Source organism: Edaphobacter acidisoli (assembly GCF_014642855.1).
Lineage (GTDB): Bacteria > Acidobacteriota > Terriglobia > Terriglobales > Acidobacteriaceae > Edaphobacter > Edaphobacter acidisoli.
On sequence record NZ_BMJB01000003.1, the window covers coordinates 224264 to 242649 of the forward strand.

General features: G+C 60.0%; 16 protein-coding genes. 8 read left to right on the forward strand and 8 right to left on the reverse strand.

Going from position 1 to position 18386, the window contains the following annotated elements:
* The first annotated feature begins 70 nt into the window (after positions 1-70).
* Together IEX36_RS15910 and IEX36_RS15915 are read left to right on the forward strand one after the other, a co-directional pair.
* Positions 71-1474, forward strand: a complete 1404-nt coding sequence (locus IEX36_RS15910) for an L-serine ammonia-lyase (protein ID WP_188760557.1) — start codon at positions 71-73, stop codon at positions 1472-1474.
* A 95-nt stretch (positions 1475-1569) separates the two neighbouring features.
* Positions 1570-2325, forward strand: coding sequence for a glycosyltransferase family 2 protein (locus IEX36_RS15915; protein ID WP_188760558.1), 756 nt, complete (start codon positions 1570-1572; stop codon positions 2323-2325).
* 93 nt (positions 2326-2418) lie between these two features.
* Here the strand turns inward: IEX36_RS15915 and IEX36_RS15920 are convergent, their stop codons facing one another.
* From IEX36_RS15920 to IEX36_RS15935, 4 genes are all read right to left on the reverse strand, one after another.
* Entirely contained in the window at positions 2419-3585 is a 1167-nt protein-coding gene (locus tag IEX36_RS15920) for a PHP domain-containing protein (protein WP_188760559.1), read from the reverse strand.
* Between the two features lie 156 nt (positions 3586-3741).
* Positions 3742-4512 carry a class I SAM-dependent methyltransferase gene (locus tag IEX36_RS15925; protein WP_188760560.1) on the reverse strand — a complete coding sequence of 257 codons (771 nt, stop codon included), beginning with the start codon at positions 4510-4512 and terminating at the stop codon, positions 3742-3744.
* Positions 4513-4556: 44 nt separating this feature from the next.
* Entirely contained in the window at positions 4557-5768 is a 1212-nt protein-coding gene (locus tag IEX36_RS15930) for an acetyl-CoA C-acetyltransferase (RefSeq protein ID WP_188760561.1), read from the reverse strand.
* Positions 5769-6156: 388 nt separating this feature from the next.
* On the reverse strand, positions 6157-6975 hold the full coding sequence (locus IEX36_RS15935; protein WP_188760562.1) for a hypothetical protein: 819 nt from the start codon (positions 6973-6975) through the stop codon (positions 6157-6159).
* Positions 6976-7073: 98 nt separating this feature from the next.
* Between IEX36_RS15935 and IEX36_RS15940 the strand changes: the two genes are divergently transcribed.
* The 4 genes from IEX36_RS15940 to IEX36_RS15955 all read left to right on the forward strand — a co-directional run bounded on the left by IEX36_RS15940 (position 7074) and on the right by IEX36_RS15955 (position 11690).
* Positions 7074-8114 carry an NAD(P)/FAD-dependent oxidoreductase gene (locus tag IEX36_RS15940; RefSeq protein WP_188760563.1) on the forward strand — a complete coding sequence of 347 codons (1041 nt, stop codon included), beginning with the start codon at positions 7074-7076 and terminating at the stop codon, positions 8112-8114.
* A gap of 133 nt (positions 8115-8247) precedes the next feature.
* The gene (locus IEX36_RS15945; RefSeq protein ID WP_188760564.1) at positions 8248-9381 is read left to right on the forward strand and encodes a citrate synthase; all 1134 of its coding nucleotides are present in this window, start codon (positions 8248-8250) and stop codon (positions 9379-9381) included.
* Between the two features lie 333 nt (positions 9382-9714).
* The gene (locus IEX36_RS15950) at positions 9715-10452 is read left to right on the forward strand and encodes a class I SAM-dependent methyltransferase (protein ID WP_188760565.1); all 738 of its coding nucleotides are present in this window, start codon (positions 9715-9717) and stop codon (positions 10450-10452) included.
* A gap of 59 nt (positions 10453-10511) precedes the next feature.
* Positions 10512-11690, forward strand: a complete 1179-nt coding sequence (locus IEX36_RS15955) for a cysteine desulfurase family protein (RefSeq protein WP_229669068.1) — start codon at positions 10512-10514, stop codon at positions 11688-11690.
* 3 nt (positions 11691-11693) lie between these two features.
* Here IEX36_RS15955 and IEX36_RS15960 read toward each other — a convergent pair whose 3' ends face one another.
* Positions 11694-13568, reverse strand: coding sequence for an APC family permease (locus tag IEX36_RS15960; protein ID WP_188760567.1), 1875 nt, complete (start codon positions 13566-13568; stop codon positions 11694-11696).
* A gap of 107 nt (positions 13569-13675) precedes the next feature.
* On the opposite strand from IEX36_RS15960, the gene IEX36_RS15965 reads away from it, so the two are divergent.
* Positions 13676-14242 (forward strand): glutathione peroxidase, encoded by a 567-nt coding sequence (locus tag IEX36_RS15965; protein WP_188760568.1) that lies wholly within the window; start codon positions 13676-13678, stop codon positions 14240-14242.
* Positions 14243-14382: 140 nt separating this feature from the next.
* Positions 14383-16326, forward strand: coding sequence for a M61 family metallopeptidase (locus IEX36_RS15970; protein ID WP_188760569.1), 1944 nt, complete (start codon positions 14383-14385; stop codon positions 16324-16326).
* Between the two features lie 163 nt (positions 16327-16489).
* Here the strand turns inward: IEX36_RS15970 and IEX36_RS15975 are convergent, their stop codons facing one another.
* The 3 genes from IEX36_RS15975 to IEX36_RS15985 all read right to left on the reverse strand — a co-directional run bounded on the left by IEX36_RS15975 (position 16490) and on the right by IEX36_RS15985 (position 18297).
* Positions 16490-17350 (reverse strand): transporter family protein, encoded by an 861-nt coding sequence (locus IEX36_RS15975; RefSeq protein ID WP_188760570.1) that lies wholly within the window; start codon positions 17348-17350, stop codon positions 16490-16492.
* Between the two features lie 139 nt (positions 17351-17489).
* Positions 17490-17966, reverse strand: coding sequence for an SRPBCC family protein (locus IEX36_RS15980; RefSeq protein WP_188760571.1), 477 nt, complete (start codon positions 17964-17966; stop codon positions 17490-17492).
* Positions 17935-18297 carry an ArsR/SmtB family transcription factor gene (locus IEX36_RS15985; RefSeq protein WP_188760572.1) on the reverse strand — a complete coding sequence of 121 codons (363 nt, stop codon included), beginning with the start codon at positions 18295-18297 and terminating at the stop codon, positions 17935-17937. Before IEX36_RS15985 ends, IEX36_RS15980 begins: the two co-directional genes overlap by 32 nt.
* Positions 18298-18386: the final 89 nt, after the last annotated feature.

The window sequence follows — 18386 nt, forward strand, 5'->3', positions numbered from 1 at the left end:
CCGCGCAGATCCGCGAAATCCGCGGTCGCTTTGGCCTTGTTCCCTGTGAGTTGTTTAGAATCGAACAGCCGTGAATACCAGTCTGTTTGAACTCTTCAAGATCGGCATTGGGCCTTCCAGTTCGCACACAGTCGGCCCCATGCGTGCAGCGCTTCGCTTCGTCCACCAGCTCGAATCGCAGGGCCTCCTTGAGCACACCGCGTCGGTCAACGTCGACCTCTACGGCTCACTCGCGCTCACCGGCATCGGCCACGGCACCGACCGCGCCGTGCTGCTCGGTCTGCTCGGCGAAGCTCCAGACAAGATCGACCCGGCAACAATCGACGCAAAGCTCGCAGAGGTTCGTAGCTCAGGCCGGCTCAACCTCGCAGGCAATCACATCATCCCCTTCACCGAGCGCCAAAACCTGCACCTGCGCCGCGACCAGATGTATCCCGCCGCCGATGTCGTCTCGCACCCGAACGGGATGCGCTTCACAGCCTTCGACGCAAACAACGTCACCATCGCCGACGAGGTCTACTACTCCATCGGCGGCGGCTTCATCGTCTCCGAAGCCGAACGCACTTCCGAGACGAAGTCCTCGACGCGCAAAGTTCCCTACCCCTTCCGCAGCGCAGAAGAGTTGTTAGCTACCGCCAAACAGCACAACCTCACCATCGCTGAGTTGATGCTCGCCAATGAGTCTGCATTGCGCAACACCCCAGACGCAGAGCAGCAAGTCCGCGCAGGAATCTTCAGCATCTGGCAGACCATGCAGGCCTGCACCCAGCGCGGCATCGAAACCGAAGGCATCCTGCCCGGCGGCCTCAACGTTCGCCGCCGCGCACCGCGCCTGGCGCGCCGCCTCGAAACCGAAGGATCGAGAGACCCGCTTGCACCAATGGACTGGGTCACGGTGTGGGCAATGGCCGTAAACGAAGTGAACGCCGCCGGAGGCCGCGTCGTCACGGCGCCCACCAATGGCGCAGCGGGAGTCATCCCCGCCATTGGCCACTACTACCTGCGCTTCTGTGAAGGCACAGCACAGGAGAAGCAGGAAGGCATCATCCGCTACTTCCTCACCGCCGCCGCCATCGGCATTCTGTACAAGGAGAACGCCAGCATCTCCGGCGCAGAAGTCGGCTGCCAGGGCGAAGTGGGCGTCGCATGCAGCATGGCTGCGGGCGGGTTGGTCGCGGCTCTCAACGGCACCAATGCACAAGTCGAGCATGCCGCCGAGATCGCCATGGAGCACAACCTCGGCATGACCTGCGACCCCATCGGCGGCCTCGTGCAAATACCCTGCATCGAGCGCAACGGCATGGGTGCCGTGAAGGCCATCAACGCAGCGCGCATGTCGATGCATGAAACCGGTGGCCACAAACTCTCGCTCGATCAGATCATCGCCACGATGTATCAGACAGGACTCGACATGCAGTCGCGCTACAAAGAAACCTCGCTCGCAGGCCTGGCGCTGAACATCATCGAGTGCTAGCAGTGCCAAAATCGGTACGCTGAATACGGAAAATTCTTCGAATATTCTTCGAGCCGCCAGCGGCCTGCAACGTCTTATCAACACACTGAGGGCATATGCGACTGAGCTTTGTCGTACCTGCCTACAACGAAGAAGCCTACCTCCCAGCCTGCATCGAATCGATTCTCGCCGAGATTCGCGGCCTCGATGTACCTGCTGAGATCATCGTGGTCAACAACGCAAGCACCGACCGCACGCGCGAAGTGGCTTTGAGTTACCCGGAAGTCAAACTGGTGGACGAGCCACGCAAAGGCCTGACACACGCGCGCCAGGCAGGCTTCAATGCCAGCACCGGAGAGCTGATCGCCAACGTGGACTCCGACTCACGTCTGCCCCAGGGCTGGGTGCGCCGCGTGCTCGACGAGTTCGAGACACGGTCCGAGATGCTTGCCCTCAGCGGCCCGCTCGTCTACTACGACCTCTCGCCCGCACGATCGTTGATGGTGCGCGTCTTCTACGGGCTGGGATGGCTGACCTACGCGGTCAACCGCCACGTACTTCGCGTCGGCTCCATGGTGCAGGGCGGAAACTTTGTCGTCACCCGCCATGGGCTTGAGCGCATCGGAGGCTTCAACCTTGCCATCACCTTCTACGGCGAAGACACCGACCTGGCACGGCGGCTGGCACAGGTTGGCGAGGTGCGCTTCACGCTGGGGTTGAAGATGTTCTCCTCGGCGCGGCGGTTGAAAAAAGAGGGCATCCTCACCATGGCCATGCGCTACTCCCTCAACTACTTCTGGACCATCTTCCGCGAGCAGCCTTTCACCAGGGAGCACATCGACGTGCGCGAGCGGCCAGTAAGCCAGGGTTGATCTACCCGCCCTGCTGCAAGCCAGACAAACACTCAAAATAAACCGAGCTGCCGTAAAAGGCAGCTCGTTTTCAGTTGGTCAGCGAACGAAGAATTACGCGATCTCCTGCATCGCATCGGCATCCAGCGCATCCACATTGACCCGCGGAGCAGCCAGGCTGAGTGCGCTGGCCAGCGCACGATGGCGCAGGAGGCGAACGCACTGTATTGCCGCCCTCAATGCCAGTGGCGCTTTGCCGCGCGGCCACAGCTCGGCCATCGAGCGCATCTCACCCGTACCGTCCAGATGGAAAGCGCGCTCATCCCAACGCTGCCAGCCGGGGCTGAACTGCGGATGATCGCTGACTGCATCGAGCGTCGATTCCAGAATGCGCTGCTCCCATGGCCTCGCATACTGCTCAAGAAACAGCACGTGGCTCTGCCGCTCCACGCGAATCTCGCGGACAAACGCGCTGAAGCTGGTCACATTCGTCAGGTTGATGTTGGCGTTGGGCTCGAGTCCATGGCGGTCGCCGCCGGAGATCAGCAGTTGCGACCAGCGCCGTGCGAGCTCCATCACCTGGCGGTTCTCACGCGCGTGCCGCAATCCGTTGAGCTCCAGAGCGTGTATCTGCCCGTTGTTCTGCGCGAGGAAGCGGTCCAACTCCATCGCATGGTTGTCATCGCCAATCTTGTACAGGTCCCATATCGGATGATTCAGTACGATCAGCACCTGCGGAATCGAGTCCAGCTCGCGCAGCATGCGGCGAAGCTCCTGATCGTCGGGCGCCGCCGTAAATCTCTCAAACCGCTCCATCCATCCAGCCGCCTCCTCGCTGGGCAGGTTATGGATCCCCATATGAAAGGCCGTCTTGCGAAACGGAACAGTCCACTCGACCGAAAACGGAATACGCCGCGCCACGGGAATCGTGCGCAGCAGCATCGGCGCGTGGATGTTGTCGTGGTCCGTAATGGACACCAGCGGATCGAGCCCAAGCGAAAGTATCTGCTTCCGCTCCAACTCAAATGCCATCAGGGGCAGCAGTGGCGGACGCCAATGTGCAGTATCAAAATCCAGAGTCAGGTTGTACCGCTCTTTGCTGACCCTGGCGTAGTGCGCAACAATCTTGTCTACAAAAGGAACGCTGGAGCAAACAGCGTGAACGAAGTTAAGCGTCTCGACGGAGAAGCTCGTATGGCTATGGAGCGAAACACCCGTGGTATAGGCCTGCGAAGCATCGGGCACCTGCCAGATTCGGGAAATCTGCGAGAGTGGCTGCATGGCGTCGTCCCCCCCGGCTTTGCACTTGCCGGACAACGCCAGTCTGCCAATGTTTGCTGAATAGAACGTGACAGGACGAAGAACAGACGCAGAATTGGTGCATCGGCGCAGCCATGTACCTGAAATAGCAACATCTGAGCGCCTGGAGCCATCCTGTTACGCCACGTTGAATCGCCCCGCATTGATCCAATAACGGGTGTCGACCGTCACGGCGCCATCGACCGCGTAGCGAGCAAAATACTCGCGCAGCCCCTCAACAAACTGCGGATAACGCTCATCGCCAACACGCGGGGCTGGCGACAGCGACAGCGCCATGCCCAGAAGCTCATCCCACCCGAACGCCATCGTGTCACGAATCTCTTCGTGATGAAAGTCGCGGGGAATGTGGTCGCCAACGCTCTCATAGATAGCAAGCGCGACGCGCATGTCGACCTTATCGACCGCACGCTCGCGGAGGAGCTGCTCAAACGCCGTGTTCTCTTCTCGCCCCGTATGCGAGCGGCCAAAAGCCACAACCGCTACCCATCCATCCGGCTTCAGGATGCGCCTGAACTCAGCCATCGCGCGCGGAACGTCGAACCAGTGCAGCGCCCTGCCTACGACAATCATCTCCACCGAGTGATCGGCAAGGCCGGTCGTTTCGCTGGTCCCGTCGACGATCTCCAACCGCGTGTCTCCCGCGTGAAGCTCGGCGCACATCGTGCGCATCCCCGAATTCGGCTCGACGGCAATCACGCGATTGTCGTTGGCGAGAAAGACATCGCCCAGCATACCTGTACCCGCGCCGATATCGGCGATAGTCCACTCCGGTGTCAGTCCGCACCAGTCGCGCAGACGAGGCAATAAGACCTCCGGCGCATAAGGCTCCCGATAATTCGCATACTGCTGCGCCAGACCGTCGAAGCGGTGAACATTCTTCTCCATCATTCCCCCACAGGCTATTCGACGTACAACGCAAGCTCAGAGTCGCATTACCGTTCCACCGCCAGCGCCACCGAGTTGCCCCCACCAAGACACAGCGCCGCGACGCCCTTATGCACATCGCGCCGGATCATCTCGTAAATCAGCGTCACCAGCACGCGCGCTCCGCTCGCACCAATCGGATGGCCAATCGCCACCGCGCCACCATTGACATTCACCCGCGAGGCATCGAGCCCAAGCTCCTTCATCACGCCCAGTGCCTGCACGCTGAACGCCTCGTTCAACTCATATAGATCAACCTCATCGCGGTCCCACCCCGCCTTCTTCAGCACCCTCTGAACCCCTGTCACCGGAGCAAGCATCACCCACTTCGGCGCAACGCCGCTCGTCGCCTGCGCCTTGATCGTCACCAGCGGCCTCAAGCCAAGCGACGCAGCCTTCGCCGTAGACATCACCACGACAGCCGCAGCAGCGTCATTCACCCCCGGAGCATTCCCCGCCGTCACCGTTCCGTCTTTCTTGAATGCAGGCTTCAACGCGGTCAAAGCCTCCAGCGCCGCGGCCGGATGATCGACTGCGTCGTCACGCACACTCTCGTCACGCCGCACCACCGTCACCGCGCCCTTCTTTCCCGGCACCTCGACCGGAACCACCTCAGCATCAAATCGCCCCTCACGCCACGCAGCGCTCGCCCGCCGGTGCGACTCCAGCGCATAGGCATCCTGCTGCTCGCGCGTAATCGAGTGCTTCTCAGCAACGTTCTCACCGGTGATGCCCATGTGGTAGTTCTCACACGCACACCACAAACCGTCCCTGATCATCGAGTCCACCGCAACCGAGTCGCCCATGCGCATCCCCCTCCGTGCCTGGGGCAGAAGATAAGGCGCGTTCGACATCGACTCCATGCCGCCGGCAACTACAACTTCCGCATCACCCGCCATCACTGCCTGCGCCGCCAGCGCGACTGCTTTCAGGCCGCTCCCACAAACCATGTTGATCGTCATCGCCGACACCGTGTCCGCAATACCACCACGCAGCGCAGCCTGCCGCGCCGGATTTTGACCAAGCCCTGCAGGAAGCACACAACCCATCAGGCACTCGTCTATCGACACAGAGGAACCGGAAGCCGCGTCAATCCCCGCTCTGCGCAAGGCTTCACGCACGGCAATCGCGCCCAGGTCAATCGCCGACATCTCTGCAAACGCGCCCTGAAATTTGCCCACCGGTGTCCGCACCGCCGACACAATCGCCACTGCATTCATCGCTCGCGCCTCACATATCGCATCAAAAATCGAAAGCCGGAACGCGCCAGTATACGTCTCGCATCTCGCATCTGACACTCACACGAGAGCGTCACGACCCTTCTCGCCGTAAACTTTGTTCAAAAAAAATTTCACAAACTAGAAGATTTTTCTTGACAGTTAATTTTCGTAAATCTATACCTTCGTTAGCTGCAATGATGTGTTGTTGCAGAGTCGATGTCTAATCATTAGGGAGAATAGGCACATGGCAGTTAAGAAAGCAGCTAAGAAGGCAGCCAAGAAGCCGGCGAAGAAGGCCGCAAAGAAGAAGTAATCTAAACCTAAACGCAAAACGGAACGGGGGGCGCGGCAAACGCCCCCCGTTCTATTTTGTCCAGTATTAACGCGGCTATTGTGCGGGTGTGTTCTTCGGAGTGGAGAGATAGCCCGACACCGTGTTCTTCTCAATCGAGTTGACGACGATCTCATACAGCACCGGATCCTTGCCCGTGTAGAACTGCACCGGCTCATCCAGCCCCTTGTCTTTCTTCTCAATGTTGCGGTCGTCCGCACTGACCATCATCGTGTACTTCGAGTGCTTCACGTCCGCCTTCTTCAACTGGAGCTTGATCGACGAGAGCAGCGTCGGCTTCTGCCCCTTACGCAGGGTGAACTCGAAGTAGTTCCGGTCGCCTTTGTGCTTCAGTATCTCCAGCTCGGAGTGATTGGTGGCGATCAAGCCGCTCATCACACCGGCATCGCCCATCACCCGGTTCAGTTGCGTCTTCGTCGCTTCAAGATCACTCTTCGTATTCGCAACGTCTGTCTTTACGCCACCCACGTCCGTCTTCACCGAAGCCACATCGGTCGAAACCGCGCCTACCTGCTTCGTAGTCGCCGCCTGCTCGGCCTCAAGCCTTGTCGTGGCCGCACGCTGCGAGGCCAGAATGCTCTCGGCGCGAGCCTCCAACTGCTTCTGCGTCATGCCGACACTCTGTCCCAGCGTCTCGCTGGTCGCACGCAGCCGCGCATTGGTCGCATCCAGTTGAGCGGCCAGGTCCGCATTCTTCTGGTCGGCGGTCTTCAATTGCTGGTCCGCAGCCGCAAGGTGGTTGGAAAGTCCATAGCACCACACCAGCGCCCCCAGAGCAGCCAGCAGCGCCACCACGACGATGGCCATAAACGCGCCCGACATAGAGCGCTCAGCCACGTATCCCTCTTCGCTCATCGCACACCTCCTCAAAAAAACGCTGTAGCCTGCCGTTCGCGTCCGGCAGAACTTCATCCCCAAACTATACCTGCTTCCCGGCCAACTACACTGGTCTTATGCAACATTCTGACATCTGCATTGCTGGCGCAGGCATCATCGGTCTTTCGCTTGCGCTCGAGCTGCACCATCGCGGAGCGCGCATCACCGTTCTCGAACAAGCCATGCCACTCGGCGAAGCCTCCACCGCAGCCGCAGGAATGCTCGCCGCAGCCGACCCCGACAACCCGCCCGCGCTGCGCCCTCTCTCTGACCTAAGCATCTCGCTATACCCCTCGTATCTAACCCGTCTGCGCGATCTCTCCGGCCTCGAAGTGCCACTTCATACCAGCCGCGCGCTCCAGGCGCTGCCCGAGCACATGGCAGAGACGAGCGCAGTGCTCAGCGCCGACGCTCTCCGCCAAATCCTCCCCCAACTCACTCCCGGCAACCGTCGCTTCGTCCTGCTCGACGAGCACAGCCTCGATCCGCGCCAGCTGGCCACGGCACTTCTGGCCGCCGTCCGGGCGACCACAATCGAACTACGCACTCAGACGAAGTTCCTCTCCGCAAAATCCTCAGGCGACGCCGTAGAAATCCAGACCGCGGCAGGCACCGTTCACGCGTCACAGTTCGTCGACTGCACCGGCGCCTGGTCCACCCAGACAGCCCCCAAAAAAGGACAGATGCTCGCCGTCGCGCTTCCTGCATCCCTGCCGCTCGCCACCGTCGTTCGCACGCCTGACATCTATATAGTTCCCCGAGCCGCTGGCCCCAAGCCGACACGAGCCATTATCGGAGCCACAGTAGAGGACGCCGGCTTCGACAAGACCGTCCACCCAGCCGACATCGCGCGTCTCAAAGCCCAGGCCACCAGCCTGCTGCCACAATTGGCCGATGCAACCCTCCTCGAAAGCTGGGCCGGACTACGTCCCGTAACGGCGGACCATCTGCCGCTGCTAGGCGCAACCCCCAGCCGTACCAATCACTTCATCGCTGCCGGACACTACCGCAACGGCATCCTGCTGGCCCCTGCAACCGCCCACGTCATGGCGCAGCTGCTCACTGGAGAAACCCCCGCCATCAGTCTTAGCCCTTATTCCCCCTCTCGCGTCTTATAAATTGAGAGGTCGAAAAGCATTAAACACGCGCCGAAAGCCGCACCATTTTGCCGATATTCGCGCAACTCGCCGTGACAACGCTTTCCGCGCTGCGCTATAAACGAAGTACCTGCTTTTACTGGAGAAACTGCTCATGCCCACTGTTGTTGCACCGAAAGGCCTGGAAGGCATCGTCGCCACCAGCTCATCTATCTGCTGGATCGACGGCGACGCCGGCGTCCTCTCCTACCGCGGCATCGACATCCATGAGCTTGCCCAGCGCTCCAACTTCGAAGAGACCACCTACCTGCTCTGGTTCGGCCGCTTGCCCAATCAGCAGGAACTGGCCGACTTCTCCGCGCAGCTCTCCGCCGCCCGCCAGCTCGACCCGAAGATCATCGACCTGCTCCGCAGCGTGCCCACCGCAGCCTCGCCCATGCAGGTCCTCCGCACGGCCGTCTCCATGCTCAGCATGTACGACGCCGACGAGGCCGACTGCAGTCACGACGCCAACGTCCGCAAGTCCTTCCGCCTGACCGCGCAGATCGCCATGATCGTCGCCATCTTCGACCGCATCCGCAAGGGCAAGCAAATCATCGAGGCCGACCACACGCTCTCCCACGCAGCCAACTTCCTCTGGATGCTCACCGGCGAAAAGCCCTCCGAGACCGCAACCCGCACCTTCGACATCGCGCTCATCCTGCACGCCGACCACGAGCTGAACGCCAGCACCTTCGCCGCGCGCGTCATCGCCGCCACCCTGGCTGATATCCACTCCGCCATCACCGGAGCCATCGGCGCGCTCAAGGGCCCGCTCCACGGCGGGGCCAACGAAGCCACCATGCGCCTGCTCTACGCCATCGACAAAGCCGGAGAAGACCCGGTCGAGCACGTGCGCAGGATGTTTGCCGAGAAGAAGAAGATCTCCGGCTTCGGCCACCGCGTCTACCATACCGAAGACCCGCGCGCCACGCACCTGCGCCGCATGTCCGAGGAGCTCAGCAAGACCTCCGGCAACATGAAGTGGTTCGAGATGTCGCGCAAGATCGAGAACTTCGTCAAGCAGGAGAAGAAGCTCAACGCCAACGTCGACTTCTACTCCGCCTCGACCTACACCCTGCTCGGCATCGACATCGACCTCTTCACCCCGATCTTCGCCGTCAGCCGCATCGCCGGCTGGGCCGCGCACGTCATCGAGCAGCACGACGACAACCGCCTCATCCGCCCGCGTGCGGAGTACGTCGGCCCTGCCTACCCTGCGCCATATGTCCCCCTGGCCAGCAGGTAAGCCGAGCTTCTTTCGAACACATCAGTTTCTGTTCAGAATCGGCATCGCCATCAAAAAGGGAGCGGCTTCCAGGCCGCTCCCTTTTGCATTTCTCTGATCAACAGTTTTTTTCATCTCCGGAAAGCGATTGATAGCGCTTGAAAACCTCGATTGCATAGAGGGCATCCTAGCGATTGAACCACCTAACTCAATCGCTCTCGCCAGTTGGGGCGAAAGACAAGTGATTGCCGTCCTATGGACAATCCATGTGGTTTGTACGTCAACCTGGAATCTGGGCTGTTGTAATCACCCGTCTTGTTGTTTCTTTGTTGTTTTATTTTTCGAGAGTGCAGAATGATTGAATACGAATCGCTTGCTGGAGTTCTCACTCCGCATGTAGATCGTCCGTGCGCAGAAGCTGCCTATCGGAATCTCCTGTTTTCGCTCGTTGACAGGGAAACCGCGTGGCTGGACTTGGGATGCGGACGCTTCCTCATTCGAGAATGGCTGCCCGACGCGCAAACAGCACAGATGCAATTCAGTCGTGTCTGCAAACGTATCGTCGGGATTGACCTCGAAGAGAAAGATTTAGAACTGAACCCGTACATCCACGAGGCGTGTGTTGGCAGCATTGAGCGGCTGCCCTTTCCAGACAGCTCCTTCAACCTGATCACTGCTCAAATGGTCATCGAACATCTCGCCAACCCATCCGAAGTAGTCGGGGAGTGTGCGCGAGTGTTGGCTCCAGGCGGAGCTTTTCTCGCTTTGACCCCCAACCTGAAGAATCTTCTGGTTGCTGCAGCAAGCGGCATCCCCAATGCCATCAAGCGAGCCTTCACATGGCGGGCTCAGTCTCGCGACCCCCATGACATCTTTCCGACGCACTATCGAATGAACACGTCCGCCACTCTCGAAAAAACGCTTGCCAACGCAGGCATGCAGGTCGAATTCATCGAATACATCAACGGCTCGCCCGACCTCGCCTTCGTCCCTGTTCTCAACAAGATCGAGCAACTGATCCGAGCCATGCAACCGGAGACCTTCCGCAGCGATCTCCTCGTCCTCGCAAGAAAGCCCTTCACCCACGCCTGATACCGTTTCCACGACCGCACCAGCCACAGCGGTAAAATGAAGCTGTGCGCAGGATTTACATGGACGCGAACGCCACCACGCCTCTCCTGCCAGAGGTATTCGAGGCCATGCGTCCCTTCTACATGGAGCACTACGGCAACGCCAGCTCCATCCACCAGCAGGGCCAGCAAGCCCGCGCCGCCGTCGACCAGGCCCGCGACTCCATCGCCCGCCTCCTGCGCTGCCGCGCCTCCGAAATTGTCTTCACCTCCGGCGGCACTGAGAGCGACAACCTCGCACTCTTCGGCACGCTCAAAACCACCAACGGCGAAAAATCACATCTCATTACCACCAGCATCGAGCATCACGCCGTCCTGCACGCCGCCGAGGCGCTCGAAAAACAGAACGTCGAAGTCACATTCCTGCCCTGCACCGCACAAGGCCTCATCGAGCCAGCCGCGCTCGCCGCAGCAATCCGCCCCAACACGCGCCTCGTCAGTGTGATGTTTGCCAACAATGAGACCGGCGTCATCCAGCCCATCGCCGAGTTGGCCGCCATCGCCCACCAGACCGGAGCGCTCTTCCACACCGACGCCGTCCAGGCTGCAGGCAAGCTGCCCATCGACCTCAGCCCGAAAGGGCCGCTCAAGGACGTGGACCTCGCCACCATCTCCGGCCACAAGATCCACGCGCCCAAGGGCATCGGCGCGCTCTTCGTGCGGCGCAGCGTGCGCCTCGCGCCCATGATGCACGGTGGCATGCACGAGCGCCAGCGTCGCGCCGGCACGGAAAACGTCGCCGGAATCGTCGGCCTCGGCAAAGCCGCCGAGCTCGCACTGCAGTGGCTCGCAACAGACGGTCCGGCAAAGCTGGCCCCACTACGCGACCGCCTCGAACAAGGCATCCTCGCTGAAGTTGAAGAAGCAGGCATCAACGGAGCAGGCGCACCGCGCGTCGCCAACACGGCCAACCTCTACTTCGACCACGTCGAAGCCGAAGCGCTCGTCATCGCGCTCGACCTCAAGGGCCTCTCGGTCAGCGGAGGCGCCGCCTGCCAGTCCGGCGCAACCGAGCCCTCACACGTCCTCACGGCAATGGGCCTCAGCCCGGCCCGCGCCCGCGCCAGCATCCGCTTCTCGCTCTCGAAACTGACAACGGACGATGAGGTAGACGAAGCACTCAAGCTCGTCCCGGCAGCCGTTGCCCGCCTGCGCGAGCTCTCACCCACGTACAAGGCGGCAATCGCGGCTACGCTATAAGCCTCACAGATACCAGGGAATATTCACCACCACAATCCTCTGGTTGCCCCTGAGCAGCAGCAGCAGCTTCAGCAACTGCACGCGCTGATTGTGCAGCGCATTCTCCCACCAGTGCCGCACCACCAGCTCCGGCAGCAGCACAGCGATCTTGCGGCCAGGATTCTCTTTCTCCAACTCAAGGATGTAATCCATCAGCGGATGGATCACAAACCTGTACTGTGACCGGATCACCTTCAGCTCCGGCTCCTTCAAATGCGCCGCCCGTATCGGCGCAAGCACATGGTCTTCCCAAACCTCATCCAGGTGTCCATCCTCATCATCGGTATGGACGTGCACCACCTTGATCTGCTTTGAGAGCAACAGCCCAAACCGCATCGCCTTCTCCGTAATGCGGTCCCACCTCGCCATCGGAATCACCACAATCGGTTCTTCCAGGTTCACCAGGTTCAGCGGAGTAATCTCTTTCATCTCACGCTTCACGCGCGTGTAGTGGTGCTTCACCGCCATCATGATCAGAATCATCGTTGGGATCAGCAGCACCGTAACCCACGCGCCATCATGAAACTTCGCGGTAGCCACCACAAGCGTCGTAATGCCTGTGGCAACCGCACCAATACCATTGACGAACATGTGCCACCAATGCCGCCGGATGCCACCCTCTTCCTTCTTCCAGTGCATCACCATGCCGGCCTGAGAAAGCGTGAACGCCAGAAACGCGCCAATGGCATACAGCGGAATCAGCCGGTCGGTGATGCCTCCAAACAGGATCAGAATCACCGCCGTGAATCCAGTCAGGGCATAGACACCGTGCGAGTAGAGCAACCGCCGTCCACGCAGGATGAACACATGCGGTAGAAAATCATGCTGAGCAATCGCGCGTGTCAGTCGCGGAAAATCGGCAAAGGCCGTATTCGCGCTCAAAGACAGCGCAGCCAGCACCGAAGCGCTCGTCAGGTAGTAGAACCACCCACGTCCAAACACCGCCGCCGTCAAAATACTCACGACGCTCTGATAGTGCTCCGCATTGGGGTCCATCGCCGTAATGCCGTACGCGCGCGAAAGCCACGCAATCCCGAACAGCAACACCATCAGGATGCCGATAATGATCGTCAGTGCGGTCTGCGCTCTCCTGGTACGGTTCGGCTCGCGAAACGCCATCACTCCGTTCGAGACCGCCTCGACGCCAGTCATCGCCGCGCACCCACTCGAGAATGTCTTCAAGAGCAACCACAAGGTCAGATACTTCACCGTCGTCGGAACGGCAGGAGGAAGCGATGTCACCGCCACCGGGTGTCCGCCAGAATGGAGGGTCTTGAAGACGCCTACTCCAATCACCGTCAGCAATGTGGCCACAAACAAAAAGGTCGGCACGATGAATGCCGCCCCTGTATCTTTCACACCCCTCAAATTCACGATCACTAAGATCGTAAGGATGACTAAACAGATAAGTAATGTGTGCGGCAACAAACTCGGTATCGCGCCCGTGAGCGCCTCGACACCTGCTGAAATACCTACCGCCGCCGTCAGAATGTAGTCGATCATCAGCGCCGCTGCGGCCAGTAGTCCCGGAAACGTCCCCAGGTTCTCCGTCGCCACCGTGTACGAACCGCCGCCATGCGGATACGCCGCAATCGTCTGCCGATAGCTGAAAAACACAATCGCCAACAGAATCAGGATCGCCGTAATGACCGGAACGATGTGTTGCAGTCCCGCGACGCCCAACGGAATCAGCAGCGTCATCGCCGCTTCCGGGCCGTATGCAGCGCTGGTCAGTGCATCAAGTCCGAAGATGGGGATGCCGGCAGCAACACCAATCTGCTCAGCCCGCTCTTCACTTGTCGCGAGGGGTTTTCCTAGAATCGAATCTGTCAGGGACATGCTTCATAGATATTACTGCCTTTGTCAACCGGCTCCTTACTTTTCTTAGGGTTTCGTTCTTTCTGCGCCCTATAATTAAGCAAACGAAATCCATCCAACAGGACCGTATGCCTACCTCCATCTACGACATCCCCGTCCATCGCATCACCGGCGAAGCCACCACACTTGAACCCTTCCGTGGCAAGGCCATGTTCATCGTCAACGTCGCCAGTCAGTGCGGACTCACGCCGCAGTACGACGCTCTTGAAAAGCTCTACACCCGCTTCAAAGACTCCGGCCTAGCCGTCCTCGGCTTTCCCGCCAACGACTTCGGCTCGCAGGAGCCTGGCTCAAACGAAGAGATCAGTTCATTCTGCCGCACCAACTACAGCGTCGACTTCCCCATGTTCTCGAAGATCGCAGTCACCGGCGCGGCCACGCATCCGCTCTACCAGGCGCTCATCGCTGCACAGCCCACAGCCACCGGCCCCACGCGCCAGAGCTTCCGCGAGCGCCTCAACGGGTTCCTCGCCAGCAAGCACAACTCCGCCACCAATCCCGAGCCTGGCATCCTCTGGAACTTCGAGAAGTTCCTCATCGACCGCAACGGCAACGTCGCCGCGCGCTTCTCACCCGAAGTTACGCCCGACGATCCTGCCGTCGTCTCCGCCATCGAGTCCGCGCTCAAAGCCTGACAAGAGCCTGAAACTTGCACGAACAATCAAATACCGTATCTCAACGGTGCAGAGCAGCATTTGAGAGCAACCATTTTGTGGCACGGCTCATGCCGTCCCCTTAACTTGCAAACATACTCTTGCCACGAAAGAGTTCTCGAATGAACAAACGTTGTTCTTTTCTAACCCTTGCTCTGCTCGCTCTCACCTCTACCGTCGCTCTCTACGCCGAGCAACCCATCCGCATCACCGCCGACCTCTCTGAAGCCCCCCGCAAGCTCTACCACGCCGAGATCGACATCCCCGTCCACGCCGGCGACCTCACGCTCACCACGCCAAAGTGGATTCCCGGCAACCATCGCCCCACCGGCCCCGTCAGCGACATCACCGGCGTCGTCTTCACCGCCAACGGCAAGCCACTCGCCTGGCGCCGCGATGACGTCGAGATGTACCAGTTCCACGTCACCATCCCCGAAGGCGTAACCACGCTGCACGCGCACCTCGACTGCATCGTCACCTCACGCGTTACGCAAAAGTGGGCCGTGCTTGAGTGGGAAAAACTCTTGCTCTATCCCGCCGACAAGCCCGTCAAAGACATCCCCATCGAGCCCTCCGTCTCCGTCCCAGCAGGATGGGGCATCGGCACCGCGCTCACGCCCACAGGCACTGACACCAAGCCCGTTCCAGAGACAGGCGTCGACGAAGCCGACCACACCTCCACACCCGGCGCAGTCACCACGCACTACGCGGCCACCACCGTCGAGCAGCTTGAAGACTCCCCCGTCATCACCGGCGAATACTTCCACGAGCTCGCCCTCGCGCCCGATATCTCCCCCAAGCACTACATCGACGTAGTCGCCGACGAACCCTACGACTCAAATCTTCGCCCACAGCTCCTCGACGAGCTCTCCAACCTCGTCCGCGAAGCCAGCGCCGCTTACGCCTCGCACCACTACCACGTCTACCACTTCCTCCTCACGCTCTCCGACGCAACCGACGGCGAAGGCCTCGAGCACGGCCAGTCCTCCGACAACGGCACCGACGAAAAAATCTTCTCCGATCAAGACCACCAGCTCGTCGACTCCGACCTGCTCTCGCACGAGTTCACCCACTCGTGGAACGGCAAATATCGCCGCCCCGCTCGCCTCTACCAGCCAACGTTCGAGACACCCGAACAAACCGACCTGCTCTGGGTCTACGAGGGCCTGACGGAGTATATGGGCAATGTGCTCGCCACACGCTCTGGCCTGAAGTCGCAATCCGAGTACCGCGACATCCTCGCCATGTCCGCCGCCAATCTCGACAACAAGCCTGGCCGAGAGTGGCGCCCCACACTCGACACTGCCATCGCCGCCAGCGTCCTGCGCGAAACCAGCGCAACCTGGTCCAACTGGCGCCGCGGACAGGACTACTACCAGGAAGGCGAGCTCCTCTGGCTCGACGCCGACACGCTCATCCGCCAGCGCACCAACAACCAGAAGTCCCTCACCGACTTCCTGCACATCTTCCTCGGCAAGGGCGGAAACACCGGCCCGCTCATCGTCCCCTATGAGCTTCCCGAGATCGTCGCCGACCTGAACCAGGTCACACCCTACGACTGGGCAAAGTTCCTCCATGACCGCATCGACAACATCAACCCACACGCCGACCTCGACGGCATCACGCGCGGCGGCTACAAGCTCGTCTACACCGCAAAGCCGAACGCATCCGAAGAGATCATCGACAAAACCTCCAGACACCCGCGCGGAGCCAACGTCTGGTACTCGCTCGGCATCCGTGTCTCCGACTCCGGCGTCATCTCCGACGTCCGCTGGGGAGGCCCAGCCGACACCGCCAGGCTCCACCCCGGACAGAAGATCATCGCCGTCGACGGCATCATCTTCTCTTCAGGCGCGCTCAAGGCCGCCATCGATAAAGCCAAAGGCACAACCGAACCACTCCATCTCATCCTGCAAAGCGACAACTTCGTCACCCTCACCGACATCAACTACCACGACGGCCAACGCTACCCCGCCCTCGTCCGCGTAGACAGCGGCCCTGACTACCTGGACGACATCACCGCACCGCTGACCAAACCTCAACCCGGTTCGGCAGAGAGACAGTAAAGGATCAGGGGCGAAAATGTTGTCATCCTTCCGCGAAGCGGGAGGACCTGCTTTTGCTTCCGTCAAACCGGCAAGAATATGGGTGCCCCATCCATCGCGGTTTCATGCGATGGGTGGGATAGCATGAAGCTCACCCAAGGAGAAAGATTCAACCAACTCCCAGCTAACGCAGATGCACCTTCCCAAGCATCGCCATCAGCCCACTCTGCGGAGCACCCGCATCCGCGCCCGAATCCTTCCCCCAAGTCCAATACAAAGCGGCATACGTATAAGTCTCCGGCTGCCCAGCAACCGTTCGCCCAGCCGCAAACAACAAGTCGAACCCCTCCTTGAACTCATACGACCCACCCAGGTCCGCCATCGTCGCATACTTCGTGCTGCCCACAGCATCGCCAATTGCGCCATGCCCAAATAACTCGGCGCCCAGCATCAGCTTCTTGTTGATCTGCCGCTGCACCTGCCATCCAGCAAACGGATAATCGTTATACCCTGACTGCCGCACGATCACCTCGCCACCACCACCATAGCTCGTCCACGAACCCCAGCTCTTCTGCACCCACAGCGGCATCCTGTACCACGTTGACCCAACACCCAGCCCCTTCGCAGCATTGCCACTCGGTAGTTCGACAAACGGAAAGATCCCCACCTCTGGCCGCCGTTTCGTCTCCTTCACCAGCCGCAGCTTCACCCCCAGCTCCGTATCGCCAACTCCGACGTAAGTAGGAATCTTCTGCGAGGCCGGAGGAAACGCCGACACCAGCGGCACAATCAGATGAATCTGCACATTGGGCACCGCGCCCCAGTTCACCTCATACGCTGGAGCCTCCAGCGCAGTCCCACCCTGCGCCGTGCCATCCGAGAGCTCAAACGCATACATCTCAAAATGTCGAAATGGTACCGGGTCCGGATCATCCGTCTGAAACGGTGGCCCTGCAAAAGCAGCTCGCGGCGCAGCCGTCAACAGCACAATCAACCCAAGCAGCCAACCGCGCGCACGCCTCAAAAAACAAGCCACCCGCTGCATAGCCGAGCCTCCACCGAGGTCAGTCTAGCAAATGCATATGGCAGGATTTTGATCACAACAAACTCGTCCAGCACAATGACGGAACGCCCACTCATGCCGCAAATCTCATCGCAGCATGAGTGAGCTTTCAACGCAGTGTCTACTTCGTCTCTGCGAACCGGACCAGCTTGTCCAGCGGGCCAGTCCATCCATTCCGATGCGCATCCCGCGAAGCCTCGGTCGCAAACCGCTCCTGCGTCAGTTTGATCTCGGTGCCACCGTCCACATCCCGCAACGCCACCGTCACCAGCGACTCTTCCGTCGGATTCCAGTCGCCACACCACGTAAACACCAGCAGATCAAACGGATTGACTGTCACGTATCTGCCAGTCACCCTCGAAGTGCTCACATCGGTTCCGCTTCCTCCTGTCGTGCCGGTCATCTCAAAGAGATACGTGCCGCCGGCACGCGGGTCCGCCTCCGCCCTGCTGCACGGCCTGACCTCCCCACCGAACCACTGCCGCACAAACTCCGGCCTGGTCCATACATCGAAGACGCGCTCCCTGCTTGCCTTGATCACACGCGTCAACTCCAGCTTCAAGCCCTTACCTTCTGCCTGTTCTACGACTGCGGCCATTGTCTTCTCCTTTTTCCAGGTAGGTCTGGAGAGCATCCAACTGCTGCGTCCAGAATTTTTCATAGAAGGCCAGCCACTCCTCGGCCGACCTCAGTGACTTCGCATTCAACCGAACCATCTGGTAGCTCCCACGCTTCCGCCGCTCGACCAGCTCCGCCGCCTCCAACACCTTCAGGTGCTTCGAAACAGCAGCAAGCGTCATCTCATACGGCCGCGCAATCTCGCCAACCGTCTTCTCATATCCGGCAATGTCCCGCAGAATCGCTCTCCGCGTCGTGTCCGAGAGCGCATGAAAAATCAGATCGAGTTGTAAAGCATTGGATTCAACCATTTGGTTGAATACTATGCCGGAACTCAAAATCTGTCAACCATTTGGTTGAATGATTTCGGAGGCACAGCTATCCCCAGCACTAACTTATA